At 68.2% G+C, this 16,173-nt stretch carries 17 protein-coding genes; 2 read left to right on the top strand and 15 right to left on the bottom strand.

What is annotated here, in order from left to right; genetic code table 11:
- Positions 1–200: 200 nt before the first annotated feature.
- The 13 genes from dxr to lepB form a co-directional block, all read right to left on the bottom strand.
- Positions 201–1,364 (bottom strand): 1-deoxy-D-xylulose-5-phosphate reductoisomerase, encoded by a 1,164-nt coding sequence (gene dxr, locus ASG40_RS00800; RefSeq protein WP_055878994.1) that lies wholly within the window; start codon positions 1,362–1,364, stop codon positions 201–203.
- A gap of 13 nt (positions 1,365–1,377) precedes the next feature.
- Complete coding sequence (locus ASG40_RS00795; protein ID WP_055878991.1) at positions 1,378–2,250, bottom strand: phosphatidate cytidylyltransferase; 873 nt, start codon at positions 2,248–2,250, stop codon at positions 1,378–1,380.
- Positions 2,250–3,065, bottom strand: coding sequence for an isoprenyl transferase (locus ASG40_RS00790; protein ID WP_244472222.1), 816 nt, complete (start codon positions 3,063–3,065; stop codon positions 2,250–2,252). Before ASG40_RS00790 ends, ASG40_RS00795 begins: the two co-directional genes overlap by 1 nt.
- Positions 3,066–3,272: 207 nt before the next feature.
- Positions 3,273–3,836 (bottom strand): ribosome recycling factor, encoded by a 564-nt coding sequence (frr, locus tag ASG40_RS00785; protein ID WP_055878987.1) that lies wholly within the window; start codon positions 3,834–3,836, stop codon positions 3,273–3,275.
- 130 nt (positions 3,837–3,966) lie between these two features.
- Positions 3,967–4,461, bottom strand: a complete 495-nt coding sequence (locus tag ASG40_RS00780) for a BLUF domain-containing protein (protein WP_055878983.1) — start codon at positions 4,459–4,461, stop codon at positions 3,967–3,969.
- 96 nt (positions 4,462–4,557) lie between these two features.
- Entirely contained in the window at positions 4,558–5,280 is a 723-nt protein-coding gene (pyrH, locus tag ASG40_RS00775; RefSeq protein ID WP_055878979.1) for a UMP kinase, read from the bottom strand.
- Between the two features lie 388 nt (positions 5,281–5,668).
- On the bottom strand, positions 5,669–6,589 hold the full coding sequence (tsf, locus tag ASG40_RS00770; RefSeq protein ID WP_055878976.1) for a translation elongation factor Ts: 921 nt from the start codon (positions 6,587–6,589) through the stop codon (positions 5,669–5,671).
- Between the two features lie 128 nt (positions 6,590–6,717).
- The gene (locus tag ASG40_RS00765) at positions 6,718–7,785 is read right to left on the bottom strand and encodes a 30S ribosomal protein S2 (RefSeq protein WP_055878972.1); all 1,068 of its coding nucleotides are present in this window, start codon (positions 7,783–7,785) and stop codon (positions 6,718–6,720) included.
- Between the two features lie 251 nt (positions 7,786–8,036).
- Entirely contained in the window at positions 8,037–8,795 is a 759-nt protein-coding gene (locus tag ASG40_RS00760; RefSeq protein ID WP_055878969.1) for a pseudouridine synthase, read from the bottom strand.
- A 16-nt stretch (positions 8,796–8,811) separates the two neighbouring features.
- Positions 8,812–9,753 carry a class I SAM-dependent methyltransferase gene (locus ASG40_RS00755; protein WP_244480495.1) on the bottom strand — a complete coding sequence of 314 codons (942 nt, stop codon included), beginning with the start codon at positions 9,751–9,753 and terminating at the stop codon, positions 8,812–8,814.
- A 354-nt stretch (positions 9,754–10,107) separates the two neighbouring features.
- Complete coding sequence (era, locus tag ASG40_RS00750) at positions 10,108–11,121, bottom strand: GTPase Era (RefSeq protein WP_055878966.1); 1,014 nt, start codon at positions 11,119–11,121, stop codon at positions 10,108–10,110.
- Positions 11,114–11,929: a ribonuclease III gene (gene rnc / locus ASG40_RS00745; RefSeq protein ID WP_082523835.1), complete on the bottom strand. Its 816-nt coding sequence runs from the start codon at positions 11,927–11,929 to the stop codon at positions 11,114–11,116. Before rnc ends, era begins: the two co-directional genes overlap by 8 nt.
- Before the next feature lie 4 nt (positions 11,930–11,933).
- Positions 11,934–12,734 (bottom strand): signal peptidase I, encoded by an 801-nt coding sequence (gene lepB, locus ASG40_RS00740; protein ID WP_055878963.1) that lies wholly within the window; start codon positions 12,732–12,734, stop codon positions 11,934–11,936.
- Between the two features lie 402 nt (positions 12,735–13,136).
- Between lepB and ASG40_RS20915 the strand changes: the two genes are divergently transcribed.
- Positions 13,137–13,685, top strand: coding sequence for a DUF5625 family protein (locus tag ASG40_RS20915; RefSeq protein WP_156387491.1), 549 nt, complete (start codon positions 13,137–13,139; stop codon positions 13,683–13,685).
- A gap of 836 nt (positions 13,686–14,521) precedes the next feature.
- Here the strand turns inward: ASG40_RS20915 and acpS are convergent.
- Together acpS and ASG40_RS00730 are read right to left on the bottom strand one after the other, a co-directional pair.
- Positions 14,522–14,938: a holo-ACP synthase gene (acpS, locus tag ASG40_RS00735; RefSeq protein ID WP_055878960.1), complete on the bottom strand. Its 417-nt coding sequence runs from the start codon at positions 14,936–14,938 to the stop codon at positions 14,522–14,524.
- Entirely contained in the window at positions 14,935–15,681 is a 747-nt protein-coding gene (locus tag ASG40_RS00730) for a pyridoxine 5'-phosphate synthase (RefSeq protein WP_055878956.1), read from the bottom strand. The genes acpS and ASG40_RS00730 overlap by 4 nt, the downstream gene beginning before the upstream one ends.
- 107 nt (positions 15,682–15,788) lie before the next feature.
- On the opposite strand from ASG40_RS00730, the gene ASG40_RS00725 reads away from it, so the two are divergent.
- Positions 15,789–16,163, top strand: a complete 375-nt coding sequence (locus ASG40_RS00725; RefSeq protein ID WP_055878952.1) for a PH domain-containing protein — start codon at positions 15,789–15,791, stop codon at positions 16,161–16,163.
- Positions 16,164–16,173 lie beyond the last annotated feature (10 nt).

Raw genomic sequence — 16,173 nt, 5'->3', positions numbered from 1 at the left:
CCGATTGTTCAGACCCTAAGCCGGTCCGCGTCGGCAGGGCAACGCGTCGCCCGCTCGGGTCTTCGATCCGCCCCAGGGCCCGGTCGTACGACCGCTGCACGCTTGTCGACCCTGTCTAGCAGATCGTGTCTTGCGGCCGCCAACGCAATTCGGTGCGACGGCACGCCCATGTCGCATCATGGTGACCGGGCCGCGGCCCTTCAGGCCGCGAGCGCCTGCGCGCTCCAGGCCCGCGCATGCGCATCGATGGCCAGGGCCTCGTCGACGTCGGCGGGAGCCGTGCGGTAGGTGGGCGCGAAATGCGCGCAGGTCCGCTCGACGAGCTCGGCGATGCCGTAGAACGGGATGGCGCCGCGGATGAAGGCCGCGACCGCGATCTCGTTGGCCGCGTTCATCACGGTGGGGGCCGCGCCACCCTCGGCCAGTGCCGCCCGCGCGATGCGCAGGCACGGGAACCGCTCCTCGTCCGCCGCCTCGAAGGTGAGGCTGCCCGCCGCCACGAGGTCGAGGGGCCGGCCGCGTTCGATCGTCAGGCGGTCGCCGAGGCCCAGGCAGTGGGCGATCGGCACGCGCATGTCGGGCATGGCCAGCCCCGCCGTGACGGCGCCGTCGCGCCAGTGGATCAGCCCGTGGACGATGGACTGCGGGTGCACGATCACGTCGAGGCGTCCGGGCTCGATGGAAAACAGGTGGTGCGCCTCGATCAGCTCCAGCCCCTTGTTCATGAGGGAGGCGGAATCGATGTTGATCTTCATGCCCATCGACCAGGTCGGGTGGGCGGCGGCCTCCGTCGGCGAGGCGGCGGCGATCCGCTCGCGAGCCCAGGTCCGGAACGGGCCGCCCGAGGCGGTGATCGTCATCTTGGCGACGTCCGAGACACGGCCGTCGCCCAGCGCCTGGGCCAGGGCGTTGTGCTCGGAATCCACCGGCAGCAGCCGGGCCTTGTAGCGGGCGGCATCGCGCATGAAGGCGTCGCCGGCGCACACGAGGCTCTCCTTGTTGGCCAGCGCCACCGTGCGCCCGAGACGCAGCGCCGCATGGGTCGGGCGCAGGCCGGCGGCCCCGCTGACCGCCGCGACCACGATGTCGGCCTCGCGGGCGACCGCCTCCATCACCGCCGAGTCTCCGGCGCCGTGGGCGATGCCGGACCCGGCCAGGGCCTCGCGCAGGGCGGGTCCGGCGGCCTCGTCGGCCAGGGCCACGAATGCGGGCCTCATCTCCCGCGCCAGCGCCGCCAGGGAGGCGGCGTCGCGCCCGCCGACCAGGGCGCCGACGCGGAAGCGGCCGGGGTGCTGGCGCATGAGATCGGTGGTGGAGCGGCCGATGGAGCCCGTGGCGCCCAGGACGGTGACGGTGAGACTCACGCGAACGATTCCTTCAGGCGGCCGCCAGGCGGCGCAGGACGAGATAGAAGCCGACGAGGACGGCCACGGCGAAGAAGCCGTCGAGGCGATCCATGACGCCGCCGTGACCGGGGATGGAGCGGCCGGAATCCTTGACGCCCCACCGCCGCTTCAGGGCGGACTCGGCGAGATCCCCGCTCTGGCTGCAGATCGAGGCGGCGGCGCTGGCCAGCGCCACGATGCCCAGCGAGGCGGAGGCGGCGCCGCTCCAGCCCTGCGCGCGCGCGGCCATGACCAGCCCGGCGCCGGCCAGCGTGCCGGCGGCGAGGCCGCCGAGCGCGCCCGACCAGGTCTTGTTCGGGCTCACCCGCGGCATCAGCTTCGGGCCGCCGAGCATGCGGCCGGTGACGTAGGCGACGATGTCGGTGGACCACACCACCGCGAACATCCAGGCGGGACCGACGATCCCGATGGCGGGATCGTCGCGCAGCGCCGTGGGGACGAGGGCGATCACGGCGCCGCCGCCGAGGCCGAGGAGGGCGCGAACCCGAGTGGCGCTGTCGCGGGCGACGACCAGGAGGACGAGGCCCGCACCGGCGAGCACCATGGCGATCGTCGCCGGCGACGTGCCGACCCGTGCGCAGACCACCGCGCCGACGAGGGCCGCGGCCGTCACCGCGACGAGGGGCCGGGTCGGGGAGAGCTGCGTCATGGCGATCCATTCGCCGGTGGCGATGACCGCCGCGACGAGCCAGATCACGGCGAAGGGCCATTCGCCGACGACGAGGCCCGCCACGACCGCGACGGCCATCACCAGCCCCGAGATCGCGCGAAGCCGGAACTCGCGCCCGCCGAGGCGGTCGCGCCGGCGCACGGCCGCGGGTGCCGGGCCGCCCGTGCCCGCCATCAGCCGGCCTTGTCGCTCAAGCCGCCGAAGCGGCGGTCGCGGCGGTTGTACTCGTCGATGGCCGCGCGGAAGGCGTCGTGGTCGAAGTCGGGCCAGAACTCCGGCACCATCACGTATTCGGCATAGGCCGTCTGCCACGTCAGGAAGTTCGACAGGCGCTGCTCGCCGGAGGTGCGGATGACGAGGTCCGGATCGGGGATGCCGGTGGTGTCGAGGGCGGCGGTGATGGTGTCCATCCCGATCTCGCCCGGGCTCATGCGGCCCTCGAGGACCGCCTGCGCCAGCTGCCGCATCGCCCGCAGGATCTCCTGGCGGCCGCCGTAGTTGAAGGCCACCACCAGGGTCAGGCCGGTGTTGTGCCGGGTCCGCTCCTCGGCTTCGACGAGCAGGCCGGCGATGTCGGGGGTGAGGCTCTCGCGGTCGCCGATGATGCGCACGCGCACCCCGCTGGCATGGAGATCCGCGAGGTCGCGGCGCACGAACAGCTTGAGGAGCCCCATCAGGTCGGCGACCTCGGCGGGCGGGCGACGCCAGTTCTCCGAGGAGAAGCCGTAGATCGTGAGGTAGCTCACCCCGAGTTCGATCGCCGAACGGACGGCCCGGCGCACCGCCTCGACGCCGCGGCGATGGCCCTCGACGCGGGGCAACCCGCGCCGGGCGGCCCAGCGGCCGTTCCCGTCCATGATGATCGCAACATGGGCGGGCACGGCCGGGCGCTCACGCGCGGCGGCCCCGGGCGAGGGCGTCGCGGCCTCGATCCGCGACGAATCCGGTCCCGTACCGGTGCAAGCCATCACCTCGGCGTCGGACGTCATCCCTGCCTTGATCCGACGCGCGCGCGTTAGGCGATCCACCGCGTCTCTCCCTCACCGTCCCTGGACCGGTCGACCACGCGGCCCCGTCGTGCCGGGGCCCTCCGACGCCCGCCGGACCGGCCCCATCGTTCTCGCCGATCCCCCGGCGTCGAGCCGGCGAGACCACGCCCGTCGCGCGTCCGGCGGCAGGCCCCCGAGCGGAGGGCCCTAGACCTGCATGATTTCCTTTTCCTTGGACGCCAGCACGCCGTCGATCTCGGCGATGTGCTGGTCGGTGACCTTCTGCACCTCGGCGGCCTGACGCTTCTCGTCGTCCTCGCTGATGGCGCCGTCCTTCTCGAGCTTCTTGAGGTGGTCGAGGCCGTCGCGGCGCACGTGGCGCACGGCGACCCGGCTCTCCTCGGTGTACTTGTGGGCGACCTTGACCATCTCCTTGCGGCGCTGCTCGTTCATCTCGGGGATGCGCAGGCGGATGGTCTGGCCCTCGGTCTGCGGGTTGAGGCCGAGGTCGGATTCGCGGATCGCCTTCTCGACGGCGCTGACCATGCCGCGGTCCCATACCGAGATGCTGAGGAGGCGCGGCTCGGGCACGCTCACCGTGGCGACCTGGGACATCGGCATCGCGGCGCCGTAGGCGTCGACGGTGATCGGATCGAGGATGCTGGGGGTGGCGCGGCCGGTGCGCAGGGAGCCGAGATCGCCCTTCAGCGAGGCGACGGCGCCCTGCATGCGGCGCTTGATATCGTTCAGATCGAAGTCCGGAATGGCCATGCGTGAAGAGTCCCGACGCGAACAGGGGAGGAAAGCCAGGCCGCTGGGCCGGTTCGTGGGCTTCCATGAACCAAAATCCGGGCGCTCGCAAATGACTCGGCCGCCGGCCCGCACCCCCGCGTCCGGCCGGTTACGCCGTGGGGCGCCGCGCGGGCTCGCGGGCGGCGCCGGCGAGCGGCGTCGATTTCTGGACGTAGTGGGTGCCGTCGAGGTGGGACACCGCGCGCAGGAGGCCGACGGCACCGCGGGCGGTCATCGGCGGCGGATCGAGTTTCGCCTGGGTGCCGTGCAGGAGGTAGAGCGCGTCGAGCGCCGGGGTGTGGCCGGCAAAGCCGACCGTCCAGCCCTCGAAGTCACGGCGATCGATCGCACCGGCGAACAGCAGCACCATGCCGCTCTGGCGGTCGTCCTCGGCCAGGCGCCAGAGCTGCTCGGAGATCGCCGCCCGGTCGCCCTCCATCGCCTGCAGGAAGTACGCCTCGTTGAAGATCAGGGTGCCGGTGATGCCGGTGGTGTGGTCGTAGCGGCTGCACGAGGCCAGGATGTCCCGCACCATGTCGCGCATGGATCCACCGGTCATGGCGACCCGGTTGTGGCTGTAGAAGACGATCTGGGCCAGGCACATCGCTGCGGCGTCTCGGGCCCGGCGCGCTGCGTGCGGCCCGGGGCACGCGAGCCAACCTCACGAAGCTGAAGAATTCGTCTCTTCGGTGCGTGCCGGTCAGGGAACGACGTGCGTGCTCGGCGCGGCCCCCGTCAGGATCGCCCGGATCGAGCTCGGCGCATGCACCGAGCCGACGACGATGGAGAGGCGGCTCTCGCGCGCCAGGGCGAAGGCGGCGGTATCCATGATCTTGAGGTCGCGCCGGATCGCCTCGTCGTGGGTCAGGCGGTCGTAGCGCACGGCGTCGGGGTCGGTCTTGGGATCGGCCGAATAGACCCCGTCGACCTGCGTCGCCTTGAGCACCGCCTCGCAGCGCAGCTCCGCCGCGCGCAGCACCGCCGCGGTGTCGGTGGTGAAATACGGGTTGCCGGTGCCGCCGGCCAGGACCACGACCTGGCCCTTGTCGAGGTGGTGCAGGGCCGGCTGGCGCGCGAAGGTCTCGCAGATCGTGGGCATCGACACCGCCGACATGGTGCGGGCGGTGACGCCGGCCGCGTTCAGGGCGGTCTCCAGGGCCAGCGAGTTCATCACCGTGGCGATCATGCCCAGCGAATCGCCGGTGGCCCGGTCGATCCAGCCGGCGGAGGAAATCCGCGCCCCGCGGATCATGTTGCCGCCCCCCACCACGAGCGCGACCTGGACCCCGGTCTCGAGGGTACGGGCGATGTCGGCGGCCAGGCTGGCCAGGGTCGGCGGATGCAGCCAGTAGCCGTCGGGAGCGGCCAGGGCCTCGCCGGACAGTTTTACGAGCACGCGGCGGAAGGACGTCGTCTCGGGCATCACCCAACCTCTTCCGTCGCCGGACCGCGTCGCCGGTCCGGCCGTCGCCCGTGCACATACGTGACCCGACGCCGTGGCGTCGAGGGCCGGGCCGCACCATTGGGGGGAATGACGGGCACGGGACCGGACGTCGTGGCGTCCCGATGTCATGGCGCCCGGATGTCATGGCGCCGGGTTGCGCAGGCACGCCCACCCCGGCAGCCCGTCGGTGTACGGTCGAGGGCGAGCCTCGGCGTCCGTCGCCGCGCTATGCGCAGGACGTCGCTCGCGGGCGGGTCGTCAGCTCGTGACGGACCGGTTCCAGACCGAGAAAATCCGTGGGAGGTGCCAAGGCGCCGCTCCCACGGATGCTGCTACAACCCCGGCCGGCTCGCGGCCCGGACCGTCCTCAACGCGAGAGGCTGGCGACCTCGGCGGCGAAGTCGGGGCCTTCTTCCTTCTCGATGCCCTCGCCGAGCGCGTAGCGCACGAAGGCTGTGAGCTTGACCGGCGACCCGGCCTTGCCCTCGGCCTCCTTCAGCACCTGGCTGACGGTCTTCGAGCCGTCGTGCACGAAGGGCTGCTCCAGGAGGGTGACCTCCTTGTAGTAGCTCTTGAGGCCGCTCTCGACGATCTTGGCGAGCACGTGGTCGGGCTTGCCGGCGTTCTTCTCGCGCAGGATGTTGCTCTCGCGCTCCAGGGTCGCCTGGTCGACGCCGGAGGCGTCGAGCGCCACCGGGTTGGTCGCCGCGATGTGCATCGCGATCTGGCGGCCCAGTGTCGACAGCACCTCGACGTCGCCCTCGGACTCCAGCGCCACCAGCACGCCGATCTTGCCGAGGCCGGCGCTGACGGGCGAGTGGACGTAGGAGGCGATCACGCCCTTCTGCACGTCGAGCTTGGCGACGCGGCGCAGGGTCATGTTCTCGCCGATGGTGGCGATGAGGTTGGAGAGGGTCTCCTTCACCGTCTCCGTGGCGCCGGGATAATGCGCCGTCTCGAGCCCCTCGAGGGTTCCGTCGGTGTCGAGGGCGAGCTTGGCGGCCTCGCGGGCGAAGCCCTGGAAGCTGTCGTTGCGCGCGACGAAGTCGGTCTCGGAGTTCACCTCGACGATGGCGGCGTGGTGCCCGGAGGATTCGACGGCGACGAGGCCTTCGGCGGCGACGCGGCCCGCCTTCTTGGCGGCCTTGGCGAGGCCCTTCTTGCGCAGCCAGTCCACCGCGGCTTCGATGTCGCCGTCGGTCTCGTTGAGCGCGCCCTTGCAGTCCATCATGCCCGCGCCGGTCTTCTCGCGCAGCTCCTTCACCAGTGCGGCGGTGATGTTGGCCATGGCCAGTCCTCTCGTCAGGTGTTCAGCAGGTCTTCAGAAGGTCAGGAGCCCGGCGCCGGGGTGGCGCCGGGCTTCCCGGTCAAAGTCCAATCCGTGTGTGACGGCCCGGCGACGAACCGTCGCGCGCCTCACGCGGCGGCGGCGGCCTCGACGAAGCCGCGGGCCTGGTCGACCCAGCCGTCACGGACGATGCGGCCGTTGAGCTTGAGGTCGGTATCGGTCTTGGCGACCTCGGCGTCGGTCATCGCGGCGATCTGCCAGTAGTGGTAGATGCCGGCGTCGTTGAGCTTCTGCACGATCTGCGGGCCGGCGCCGTGGAGCTTCGACAGGTCGTCGGGCGCGCCGCGGGGGGCCGAGAGCAGCTCGAAATGCTCGGTGGATTCGACGAGAGCGGCCACGTCGGCCTGCGTGATCGAATCCGATTCCACCGACAGCGCCACGTCGTCGTTGGCCGGAAGCTCCTCGGCGAGGGGCTCCTCGGAGGCGCCGAGGTCGACGCCGCTGGAACCCTGGCCGCGCGAGATGCCGTCGATGGCGGCGCGGGCGATCAGGTCGCAGTAGAGCGAGATCGCGCGGCCGGCGTCGTCGTTGGCGGGCACGACGTAGGTGATGCCGTCCGGGTTGCAGTTGGTGTCGACGATGGCCGCCACCGGGATCCCGAGGCGCTGGGCCTCCTTGATCGCCAGCTGCTCCTTGTTGGTGTCGATCACGAACAGGAGGTCGGGCACGCCGCCCATGTCCTTGATGCCGCCGAGCGCCTTCTCGAGCTTGTCCTTCTCGCGGGCGAGCATCAGGCGCTCTTTCTTGGTGAGGCCCTGGGCCCCGCCCTCGAGGGTCTCGTCGACCTTGCGCAGGCGCTGGATCGAGCCCGAGATGGTCTTCCAGTTGGTGAGCATGCCGCCGAGCCAGCGGGAGTTCACGTAGTACTGGGCCGAACGCTTGGCGGCCTCGGCGATGGTGTCGGCGGCCTGGCGCTTGGTGCCGACGAACAGCACGCGGCCGCCCTTGGCCACGGTGTCGCTCACCGCCTGAAGGGCCTGGTGGAGGGCCGGCACGGTCTGGGCGAGGTCGATGATGTGGATGTTGTTGCGGGTTCCGAAGATGTAGCTCTGCATCTTCGGGTTCCAGCGGTGGGCCTGGTGTCCGAAGTGGGCGCCCGCTTCGAGGAGCTGACGCATGGTGAAATCGACGGCCATGATTCTCTGTTCTCTTCCGGTTGATGCCGCCGCGGAGGAAGCGATCCCGCCCCGAAAGGCACGATCACCGGAAACGCCTCATTCAGGCATGAGGCCGGCTCCGCGTGTGGAATGGGCGGGGCCTTAGCAGAGGGGAGGGTGGGAGGCAACACCTCGCCCGACCCCAACGGCATCGCCGCGCCGGTGGCCACCGGCAATCCGTGTGACGGAGGCTTCTTTCCCGTCCGGCCAGGACAGGGCCCGCAAACGGGTCAGGCTGGCCGAGGCCCGGCGAAGACGGCCTGGATCTCGGCTTCGCCCAGGATCCGGTACGCCCCCGCCTCCAGATCCTCCGGCAACGCGAGCCCGCCGACGCGGTCGCGGTGGAGCGCGACCACGTGGTTGCCCACCGCCGCGAACATGCGCCGGACCTGATGGTAGCGGCCTTCGTGCAGGGTCACGGCCGCATGGGTCGCGTCGTGGACCTGCGTCTCGACGGGGAGGAGCGGCTTGTCCTCGCCCTCCAGCATGAGGGTGCCGGACGAAAAGATCGCCGCCTCGTCGCCCTTGAGCGGGCGGTCCAGGGTCACCTGGTAGCGCTTGGCGACGTTGGACTTGGGCGCGATGATCCGGTGCAGCAGGGCGCCGTCGTCGGTGAGCAGGAGAAGGCCGGAGGTCTCCTTGTCGAGGCGGCCCACCGTGGAGAGGGCCGGGTCGCGCCGGCGCCAGCGTTCCGGCAGCAGGCCGTAGACCAGCGGCCCCGCTTCCTTGTGCGAACAGGTGACGCCGAGCGGCTTGTGCAGCATCAGGGCGAGGCCGGGGGGCGGGTCGAGGGCCTCGCCGTCCACCGTCATCCGCGCGCTGAGGTCGGCACTCACGGCGATACGGCGATCGGCGTCGCGGACCGGCGCCCCGTCGAGGACGACGAGTCCCGCCTTGGCGAGCTGGCCGATCTCCCGCCGCGAACCGTAGCCGAGGTTGGCCAGCAGCCGGTCGAGACGCAGGGTGGCTGCCTTGGCCGTGCCGCTCATCGCAATGCCGCCGGGATCACGTGCGCGCTTCGTAGATCTTGTAGCCCCCCGCCGAGGCCTTGAGGGTCACGGACTTGAAGGCGGCGTTGAGCGGCGCCTCGTAGGGCAGGTGGGTGTTGGCGGTGAGCCACAGGGTTCCGCCCGGCCGCAGCGATTCGGCCGCCCGGCGGATGAAGACCTGGCCCAGCATCTGGTCCTCGGTGCCGCCGTCGTGGAAGGGCGGGTTCATCACCACGAAGTCGAGGCGGGACAGCGCCGCGTCCGGCGCACGGATGTCGGCCCAGCGGATGACGGCGCGCGGATCGGCGACGTTGCGCCGTGCCATCTCCACGGCGCGCCGGTCGATGTCGATGAGGGTCAGCGCGGTGACGGCCGGCGAGGCGAGGACGGCCCTGGCCAGCACGCCGATGCCGCAGCCGAAGTCGGCTCCCTTGCCGGAGAGGACGGGCAGGGTGGAGAGCAGCAGCGCCGTGCCGGGGTCGAGCCGGTCCCAGGAGAAGACGCCCGGCTGGGTGCAGAGCGCGAGGTTGTCGATGTGGCGCGGGGCGCCGTCGCGGATCACCGCGTCGAGGGGCGCCAGGGCCTCGGGCCTGGCGACCTCGCAGATGCGGTGGTGGCGGCGGGCCGTCTCGGCCGGCTCGCAGCCGAACGCCTTCAGTTCGCGCCCCAGGCGCGCGCCGCCGCGGTCCTTGGGAGCCAGCGCGGTGAGGCGTCCGCCCGGACGCAGCGCCCGCAGCGACAGGGACAGGGCATAGCGCCGCTCCAGCGTCCCGGGGGGCGCGAGCACGACGATCCGGTCGAGGCTGGCCTCGGCGAGGTCTTCGAGACGGGCCGATCCGGGAATCAGCGGTGAGACCTGGGCGGCGTCAGCCGGGATCTCGGCGAGGTCCGGCGGCGGCGATCCATAGACGGCATCGGGAGGAGGCATGGTGGGGGGAGGCATGGTGGGGGGAGGCATGGCCAACATCATGACGAATCCGGCGCGACGGCGCACGCGCCTCGAGGCTCAGGGCGTAAGCGGGAATGGGTGTGGCGGCCGCGACTCGGACTCGAATCCCGACACCGCGATAGGTAGCCGGCGAGAGCGTCGAGGGGAAGTTCGACGAGGTCGCATCCACGATATTTCTGATGTCCACCGAATCGTCGCGTCGGACAATGTCAGGTTATTGACGGATCGGCTTTGTTATGAAGGCCACCGGATCGATGATTTGCTTCCCGGGCTCGTGGAAAGACGCAGGCGTTGCAGCGCAATACTGGGACAGCGCCGCTTCGCCCGCGGCGCAAGCCATTGTCTGATCTGGCAAACCGGCGTTCAACCGCGCGGAAATTCCAATCCCATCTCGCGGTAGCGGGCCGGATCGTCGGCCCAATTCTCGCGGACCTTCACGTGCAGGAAGAGATGCACCTTGGTCTCGGCGACCTCGGAGATCTCGATACGGGCCGCCTGGCCGATCGCCTTGATGGTCTGGCCGCCCTTGCCGAGGACGATCGAGCGCTGGCTCTCGCGCTCGACGAAGATCGTCTGCTCGATCCGCACCGAGCCGTCCGGCTTCACCTGCCACTGGTCGGTCTCGACGGTGGAGCGGTAGGGCAGCTCCTCGTGCAGGCGGTCGTAGATCTTTTCGCGGGTGATCTCGGAGGCGAGCATCCGCAGCGGCGCGTCCGAGACCTGGTCCTCGGGGTAGAGCCAGGGGCCGGACGGCATCATGCCGGCCAGCGCCACGCGCAGGGTCGCGATGCCGTCGCCCTTCAGCGCCGAGATCATGAAGGTGTGGGCGAACGGCACCCGCTCGTTGAGGGCGGCCGCCAGGGCGAGCAGCGTCTCGCGCAGGATGAGGTCGATCTTGTTGAGGATCAGGATCTTGGGGCGGCCGATGTCCGGCAGGCGCGCCAGGATCGCCTCGACCTCGTCGTCGATCCCCTTGCGGGCATCCACCAGCAGCGCGACGGCGTCGGCGTCGGCCGCCCCGCTCCAGGCGGAATGGACCATCGCCCGGTCGAGCCGGCGCTTGGGCGCGAAGATGCCGGGGGTGTCGACGAGGATGATCTGGGCCGAGCCCTCCATCACGATGCCGCGCACCAGGGCGCGGGTCGTCTGCACCTTGCGCGAGACGATCGACACCTTGGTGCCGACGAGGCTGTTGAGAAGCGTCGACTTGCCGGCGTTGGGTACGCCGATCAGGGCGACGAAGCCGGCGCGGGAGTCCCGCGAGGCTCCCGGCATCGTGCCTGCGCGGGGCGCGGTCGCCTCCGTCTCGGGGGCGGCATCTTCCGGGCCGTCGTCGCGGTCGGCGCCGTCTTCGATATCCGGGTCGTGGTCAGGCATCGGGGCTACGTCCTTCATCGGTGTCGGTCGACGCGTCCGGAGCCTCCGGGGTTCGTGTCGTGTCGTTGAGCGCGATGCCCTCTCGCGCCAGGACGCAGCGGGCCGCCTCCTGCTCGGCGAGGCGCTTGGACGGCCCGTCGCCGAAGCCGGGATCGATCCCGTCGACCCGCACGGCGATGCGGAACTGCGGGGCGTGGTCCGGCCCGGAGCGGGCCGCGACCTCGTAGACGGGGATGGCGAGCCCCCGAGCCATCGCCCACTCCTGCAGCGCCGACTTGGCGTCGCGCCCGCGCGGGGCGGACGTTTCCCGCGACGGCGCGAAGGCCGCGGTCACGATCGCCCGCGCCGCCTCGTAGCCCGCATCGAGGAACACCGCCCCCAGGATCGCCTCGCAGACGTCGGCGAGAATCGTCTGGTTGCGCCGCCCGCCACCCTGGACCTCTCCCGGCCCCAGCGCCAGATGCGGGCCGACATCCCAGGCCAGCGCCACGGCCGCGCAGGTCTCGCGGCGCACCAGGCCGGCCAGGCGCCGCGAGAGGTCGCCCTCGTCGGCGGCGGGGAAGGCGGCGTAGAGGAGGTCGGCGGTGGCCAGGCCGAGCACGCGGTCGCCGAGGAATTCGAGGCGCTGGTAGCTGCCGCTGCGGCCGACGCCGCCGGCCTTGCTGACATGGGTCAGGGCCCGCGCGAGCAGCGTCTTGTCGGTGAAGACGTGGCCGATCCGGGCCTCGAGGAGGTCGAGCCCCGGCCTGGGACGCGGCGCGCGCCGCGCCCGGTTGGACAGGGGCGCGCCTTCGTCCATCGTCGGCATGACCTTAGTTGATGGCGCTGAAGAGGCGGTTCCAGCGCACCTTGGCCGGCCAGTGCCAGATCTGCCAGGCCGGCGTCCCCTCGTCGATCGAGAAGAAGATCATCTCGGCGCGCCCGACGAAGTTCTCGAAGGGCACGAAGCCGACGTTGGCGAGATCGCGCGAATCGGTCGAGTTGTCGCGGTTGTCGCCCATCATGAAGTACTTGCCCTGGGGTACGACGTAGGGCTCGGTGTTGTCCCAGTAGCCGCTGTCGCCGTCACGCTCGATCACCAGGTGGGTGACGCCGCCCGGCAGGGTCTCGCGGTACTGCTCGGCCTTGGCCTGCTCGCCGTAGGGCCCGGTGGTCTCGAAGGGCGCGATCTTCTCGCGCTTGACCGGGACGTCGTTGATGTGGAGCAGGCCCGACTTCATCTGCACCTTGTCGCCGGGCAGGCCGATCACCCGCTTGATGTAGTCGGTGGCGTTGTCCTTGGGCAGTTTGAACACGGCGATGTCGCCGCGCTTCGGGGCGGCCTCCCAGATCCGGCCGTTGGCCTCGAACGGGAGGTATTCGCTCAAGGGCAGCGAGTATTTGGAATAGCCGTAGGCGTATTTCGAGACGAACAGGTAGTCGCCGATCAGCAGCGTCGGCACCAGCGAACCCGACGGGATGTTGAAGGGCTGGAACAGCAGCGTGCGCACCACGAGGGCGATCAGCAGGGCCTGGAGGCCGACCTTGAGCGTCTCCTTGACGCTGGCCCAGGTGCCGGTCTCGGCGACCTTCAGGTCACGCTTCGTCTTGTGATCCACGCGCGCACGTTCCATCTTCGCTGTCGTCTCCGGCTCGCCCGCGCAGATCCTCGCCCGCGCAGATCTTCGGGACGTCCGTCCCCGATACCCGAGCCGCGGTCCATTCGCCCGGCGAAGAGCGGGGGGTATACCAACCGCCGCCCGCCCGCAACGCGGATGCCGTCGCCGCCAGCGGTAGAGATCTGACGCTCGGTACCCGCCACGAACCTCCGCGATGGGTGGGGAGCGGACCTTGAGTCTTGATCCGGAAATCGCTGATTGCAACGATTAGCCTTTCCTCGACTAAGCCAGGGAGAGGTCGGTTTAGGCGAGAAGGGCCGAAAACGGAACAAGGCAGCCCCTGCATGACTATTGCGCCAAAGGGGTGGGCTGCCCTTTCGATCACTAAAATATGATTAAAATTGATGGAGAGATCGGGTGAGCAGAATTTTCTCTAGATTAGCCGCTTTAAATTTCCCATTGAAGATTCTCTTCTGTATTTTTGCTTTAGCTTTAGTGACGATAACATCGCTTACTTTAATTTATATCGCTAATGATAATGGTTTGACGAGTGCTACGTCCGTTCCTGCCGATTTTGTTGTGAGTGATTGGAAAAAGCCGCAGGTTTTTTCTATCCGAGTTCGAGATAATAATTCTTTTGCAATTGTTTTATATTTCCGATTTAACTCCGCTTTACAAAGAGAGTCTGTTCTAAAGAGATTTTCTGACAGAGTTCCGGGTGGGGGGTCGGGTGATAATGAAATAATCAGTTTTGAAGTTCAAATTCATAATAATAACGGAACGGAATTGGTTAAACGAACTATTAAAACTCACGGAATCAGTTTTCATTCGAAGGGTGAAGTTGGAAGATTGATTGACATCATTAGTCTGGACCGAGGTAATTATTCTATAAAACTTTATGTAAAGAATGATGAGACGTTGTATTCATATGATACGATGGTCAGTATAAAGTATTTAACGAAGTAATTAATTTGATCGAATGGTTTTTTTCAATTAAGGCGGCTATGGCGAAAATTACTTTAAAATATTTAGGTTGTAAATAGGCTTCGGCTGGCGATGTGCGATCCGGTACAACTTCATGTCTGCACTTTGCCACTCTACCCTCTCCACGATTTGATGGGGTGTAACGCGAATGTCGACGGACAGACCCGCCGATCCAAACACGCTCAAGCTCCGCCCTAAGAAGTTAACGTTTTAGAAACAGTATTCGACTTCTGCGAAACCGCGCTCGCAGGGGAGTATGAAGTCAACGGATGGGTCAAACTTTTAGTAACAGTGCCAAATATTTGGAAATATCGATGATAATTCCATTGATTTAATCGGGCAGAGAATTAAATCACGACCTTTGATAGTAGAGTTGTGGCAATTGGTATAGCTATTTTTATCGGCTTCTTTCTTTGATTATTGGTGCGTTTACAATTATTGTTTTGTGTGATTTTCTCATATTTATATTAAGAAACGTAAGTAATTTTAGCAGGGTGAGACTTACTTGCTTGTTCACGATTTTTTTGGTAATTATTTTTATTATAATATACAAACATCAATTTGTACGTTACTTATTGGAATTTGGAGTTTGGTTTTTCAACCATAACAGCCGCCATCCTCTAGCCGCCGATCAGGTCCGCCCGAGTTTAACTCCATGATCGGCCCAGGGTCGAAACCGGACCCAGGGCGTGGGTACCATCTGTCAGATGTCCACCGCTAGAGCATCGGACCGAAAAATGGACCCATTTTTCGGAAAAATCCGATGCAAAACCAAGGACCTAGAGCGCCGGACCGGACATCTTGGCCGGTCCGGCGCTCTAGGCCGGGGCGTCGGCGCTGTCGGGCACGGCCTCGATGACGACGAAGGCCTGCGCCATCGGCGGATCGTCGGTGAGGGAGACGTGGATGCGGGCCACATGCCCGGCGGGCATCATCGCGGCAAGCCGCGTCAGCGCGCCGCCGGTGAGGCGCAGGGTCGGCCGGCCGCCGGGCAGGTTCACCACCTCCATGTCGCGCCAGAACACGCCTTCGCTCATGCCCGTGCCCAAGGCCTTGGCGCAGGCTTCCTTGGCGGCGAAGCGGCGGGCGTAGGAGGGGCCGCGGGCGGCCCGCGCATCCGACTTGCGCCGCTCCCCCTCCGTGAAGATGCGGTGCGTGAAGCGGTCGCCGTAGCGGTCGAGCGAGCGCTCGATCCGGCGGATGTCGCACAGGTCCGATCCGATCCCGACGATCATGTCCGCGCCGCCGCCATCGCCGCGCGCATGTCGGCGACCGCCCGGGCGAGGCCCACGAAGATCGCCTCGCCGATCAGGGCGTGGCCGATGTTGAGCTCGGCGATCTGCGGCAGGCGGGCGACCGGCGCGACGCTGTCGAGGGCGAGCCCGTGGCCGGCATGGACCTCGAGGCCGAGACCCGCGCCGTATTCGGCCGCCCGCGCGATGCGGGCGAGTTCGCGGGCCGTGCCGGCGGCATCGCCCTCGGCCACCGCCTCGCAGTAGCGCCCGGTGTGCAGTTCGACCACCGGCGCTTCGAGGCGGCGGGCCAGGTCCATCACCGCCTCCTCGGGCTCGACGAACAGCGAGACGCGGATGCCGGCCTCCGACAGGGCGCCGATGCGGGGCGCCAGATGCGCGCGGGTGCCGACGATGTCGAGGCCGCCCTCGGTGGTGCGCTCCTCGCGCTTCTCCGGCACGAGGCAGGCGGCGTGCGGCCTCAGGCGCAGGGCGATGGCCACCATCTCGTCGGTGGCGGCCATCTCGAAGTTGAGGGGGACGCTCAACACCCGCATCAGCGCCTCGACGTCGGCGTCGCGGATGTGGCGGCGATCCTCGCGCAGGTGGGCGGTGATGCCGTCCGCGCCCGCCTCGACGGCGGCGAGGGCCGCCCGGATCGGATCGGGATGGTGGCCGCCGCGCGCGTTGCGCACGGTGGCCACGTGGTCGATGTTCACGCCGAGACGCAAGGGAGGGCTGGGCATCGTCGCTGGGGCTCCGGACACGGGAGCGGCGTCCCGACTGGTAAAGCCCGGATGCCGCCACCATTAGATAGGGGCGCCGGGCGTCGGCGGGATAGGGGGAACGGCGGATGGGACTTCTCGACGGCCTGCTCGGGCACGGCAGCGACCTCACGGCGGGCGAGATCGACCGGCAGCTCGACGGCGTGCTCACCGACGGCGAGACCGTGAGCATCGCGTTCAAGCTGATCCGCGACCTCATCGTGTTCACCGACCGCCGCCTGATCCTGGTGGACAAGCAGGGCATCACCGGCCGCAAGGTCTCGTTCCTCACGGTGCCCTACCGGGCGATCACCTCGTTCTCGGTGGAGACCGCCGGCAGCTTCGACATGGATTCGGAACTCAAGGTGTGGGTCTCGGGCCGGGTCGACCCGATCCAGAAGACGCTCAAGCGCGGCGCCAACGTCATGGCGATCCAGAAGGCCATCGCCTCGTCGATCCGCTGACGCGACAAGG

The sequence above is a fragment of the Methylobacterium sp. Leaf399 genome, from assembly GCF_001424525.1.
Taxonomy (GTDB): Bacteria; Pseudomonadota; Alphaproteobacteria; order Rhizobiales; family Beijerinckiaceae; genus Methylobacterium.
The sequence above is the reverse complement of the archived record's forward strand: the minus strand, read 5'-3'. Positions and strand labels throughout refer to the sequence as shown.

Coding starts and splice junctions, on each gene's coding strand:
- ASG40_RS00780 (WP_055878983.1), bottom strand. CDS start 4,461: ATGTGCCTGGCCCAGATCGTCTTCTACAGCCACAACCGGGTCGCCATG.
- ASG40_RS00795 (WP_055878991.1), bottom strand. CDS start 2,250: ATGGCGGGCACGGGCGGCCCGGCACCCGCGGCCGTGCGCCGGCGCGAC.
- acpS (WP_055878960.1), bottom strand. CDS start 14,938: ATGATCGTCGGGATCGGATCGGACCTGTGCGACATCCGCCGGATCGAG.
- rnc (WP_082523835.1), bottom strand. CDS start 11,929: ATGCCGACGATGGACGAAGGCGCGCCCCTGTCCAACCGGGCGCGGCGC.
- ASG40_RS00760 (WP_055878969.1), bottom strand. CDS start 8,795: ATGAGCGGCACGGCCAAGGCAGCCACCCTGCGTCTCGACCGGCTGCTG.
- ASG40_RS00730 (WP_055878956.1), bottom strand. CDS start 15,681: ATGCCCAGCCCTCCCTTGCGTCTCGGCGTGAACATCGACCACGTGGCC.
- era (WP_055878966.1), bottom strand. CDS start 11,121: ATGCCTGACCACGACCCGGATATCGAAGACGGCGCCGACCGCGACGAC.
- ASG40_RS00755 (WP_244480495.1), bottom strand. CDS start 9,753: ATGCCTCCCCCCACCATGCCTCCCCCCACCATGCCTCCTCCCGATGCC.
- frr (WP_055878987.1), bottom strand. CDS start 3,836: ATGGCCATTCCGGACTTCGATCTGAACGATATCAAGCGCCGCATGCAG.
- ASG40_RS00765 (WP_055878972.1), bottom strand. CDS start 7,785: ATGGCCGTCGATTTCACCATGCGTCAGCTCCTCGAAGCGGGCGCCCAC.
- lepB (WP_055878963.1), bottom strand. CDS start 12,734: ATGGAACGTGCGCGCGTGGATCACAAGACGAAGCGTGACCTGAAGGTC.
- ASG40_RS00725 (WP_055878952.1), top strand. CDS start 15,789: ATGGGACTTCTCGACGGCCTGCTCGGGCACGGCAGCGACCTCACGGCG.
- tsf (WP_055878976.1), bottom strand. CDS start 6,589: ATGGCCAACATCACCGCCGCACTGGTGAAGGAGCTGCGCGAGAAGACC.
- ASG40_RS00790 (WP_244472222.1), bottom strand. CDS start 3,065: ATGACGTCCGACGCCGAGGTGATGGCTTGCACCGGTACGGGACCGGAT.
- pyrH (WP_055878979.1), bottom strand. CDS start 5,280: ATGCCCGAGACGACGTCCTTCCGCCGCGTGCTCGTAAAACTGTCCGGC.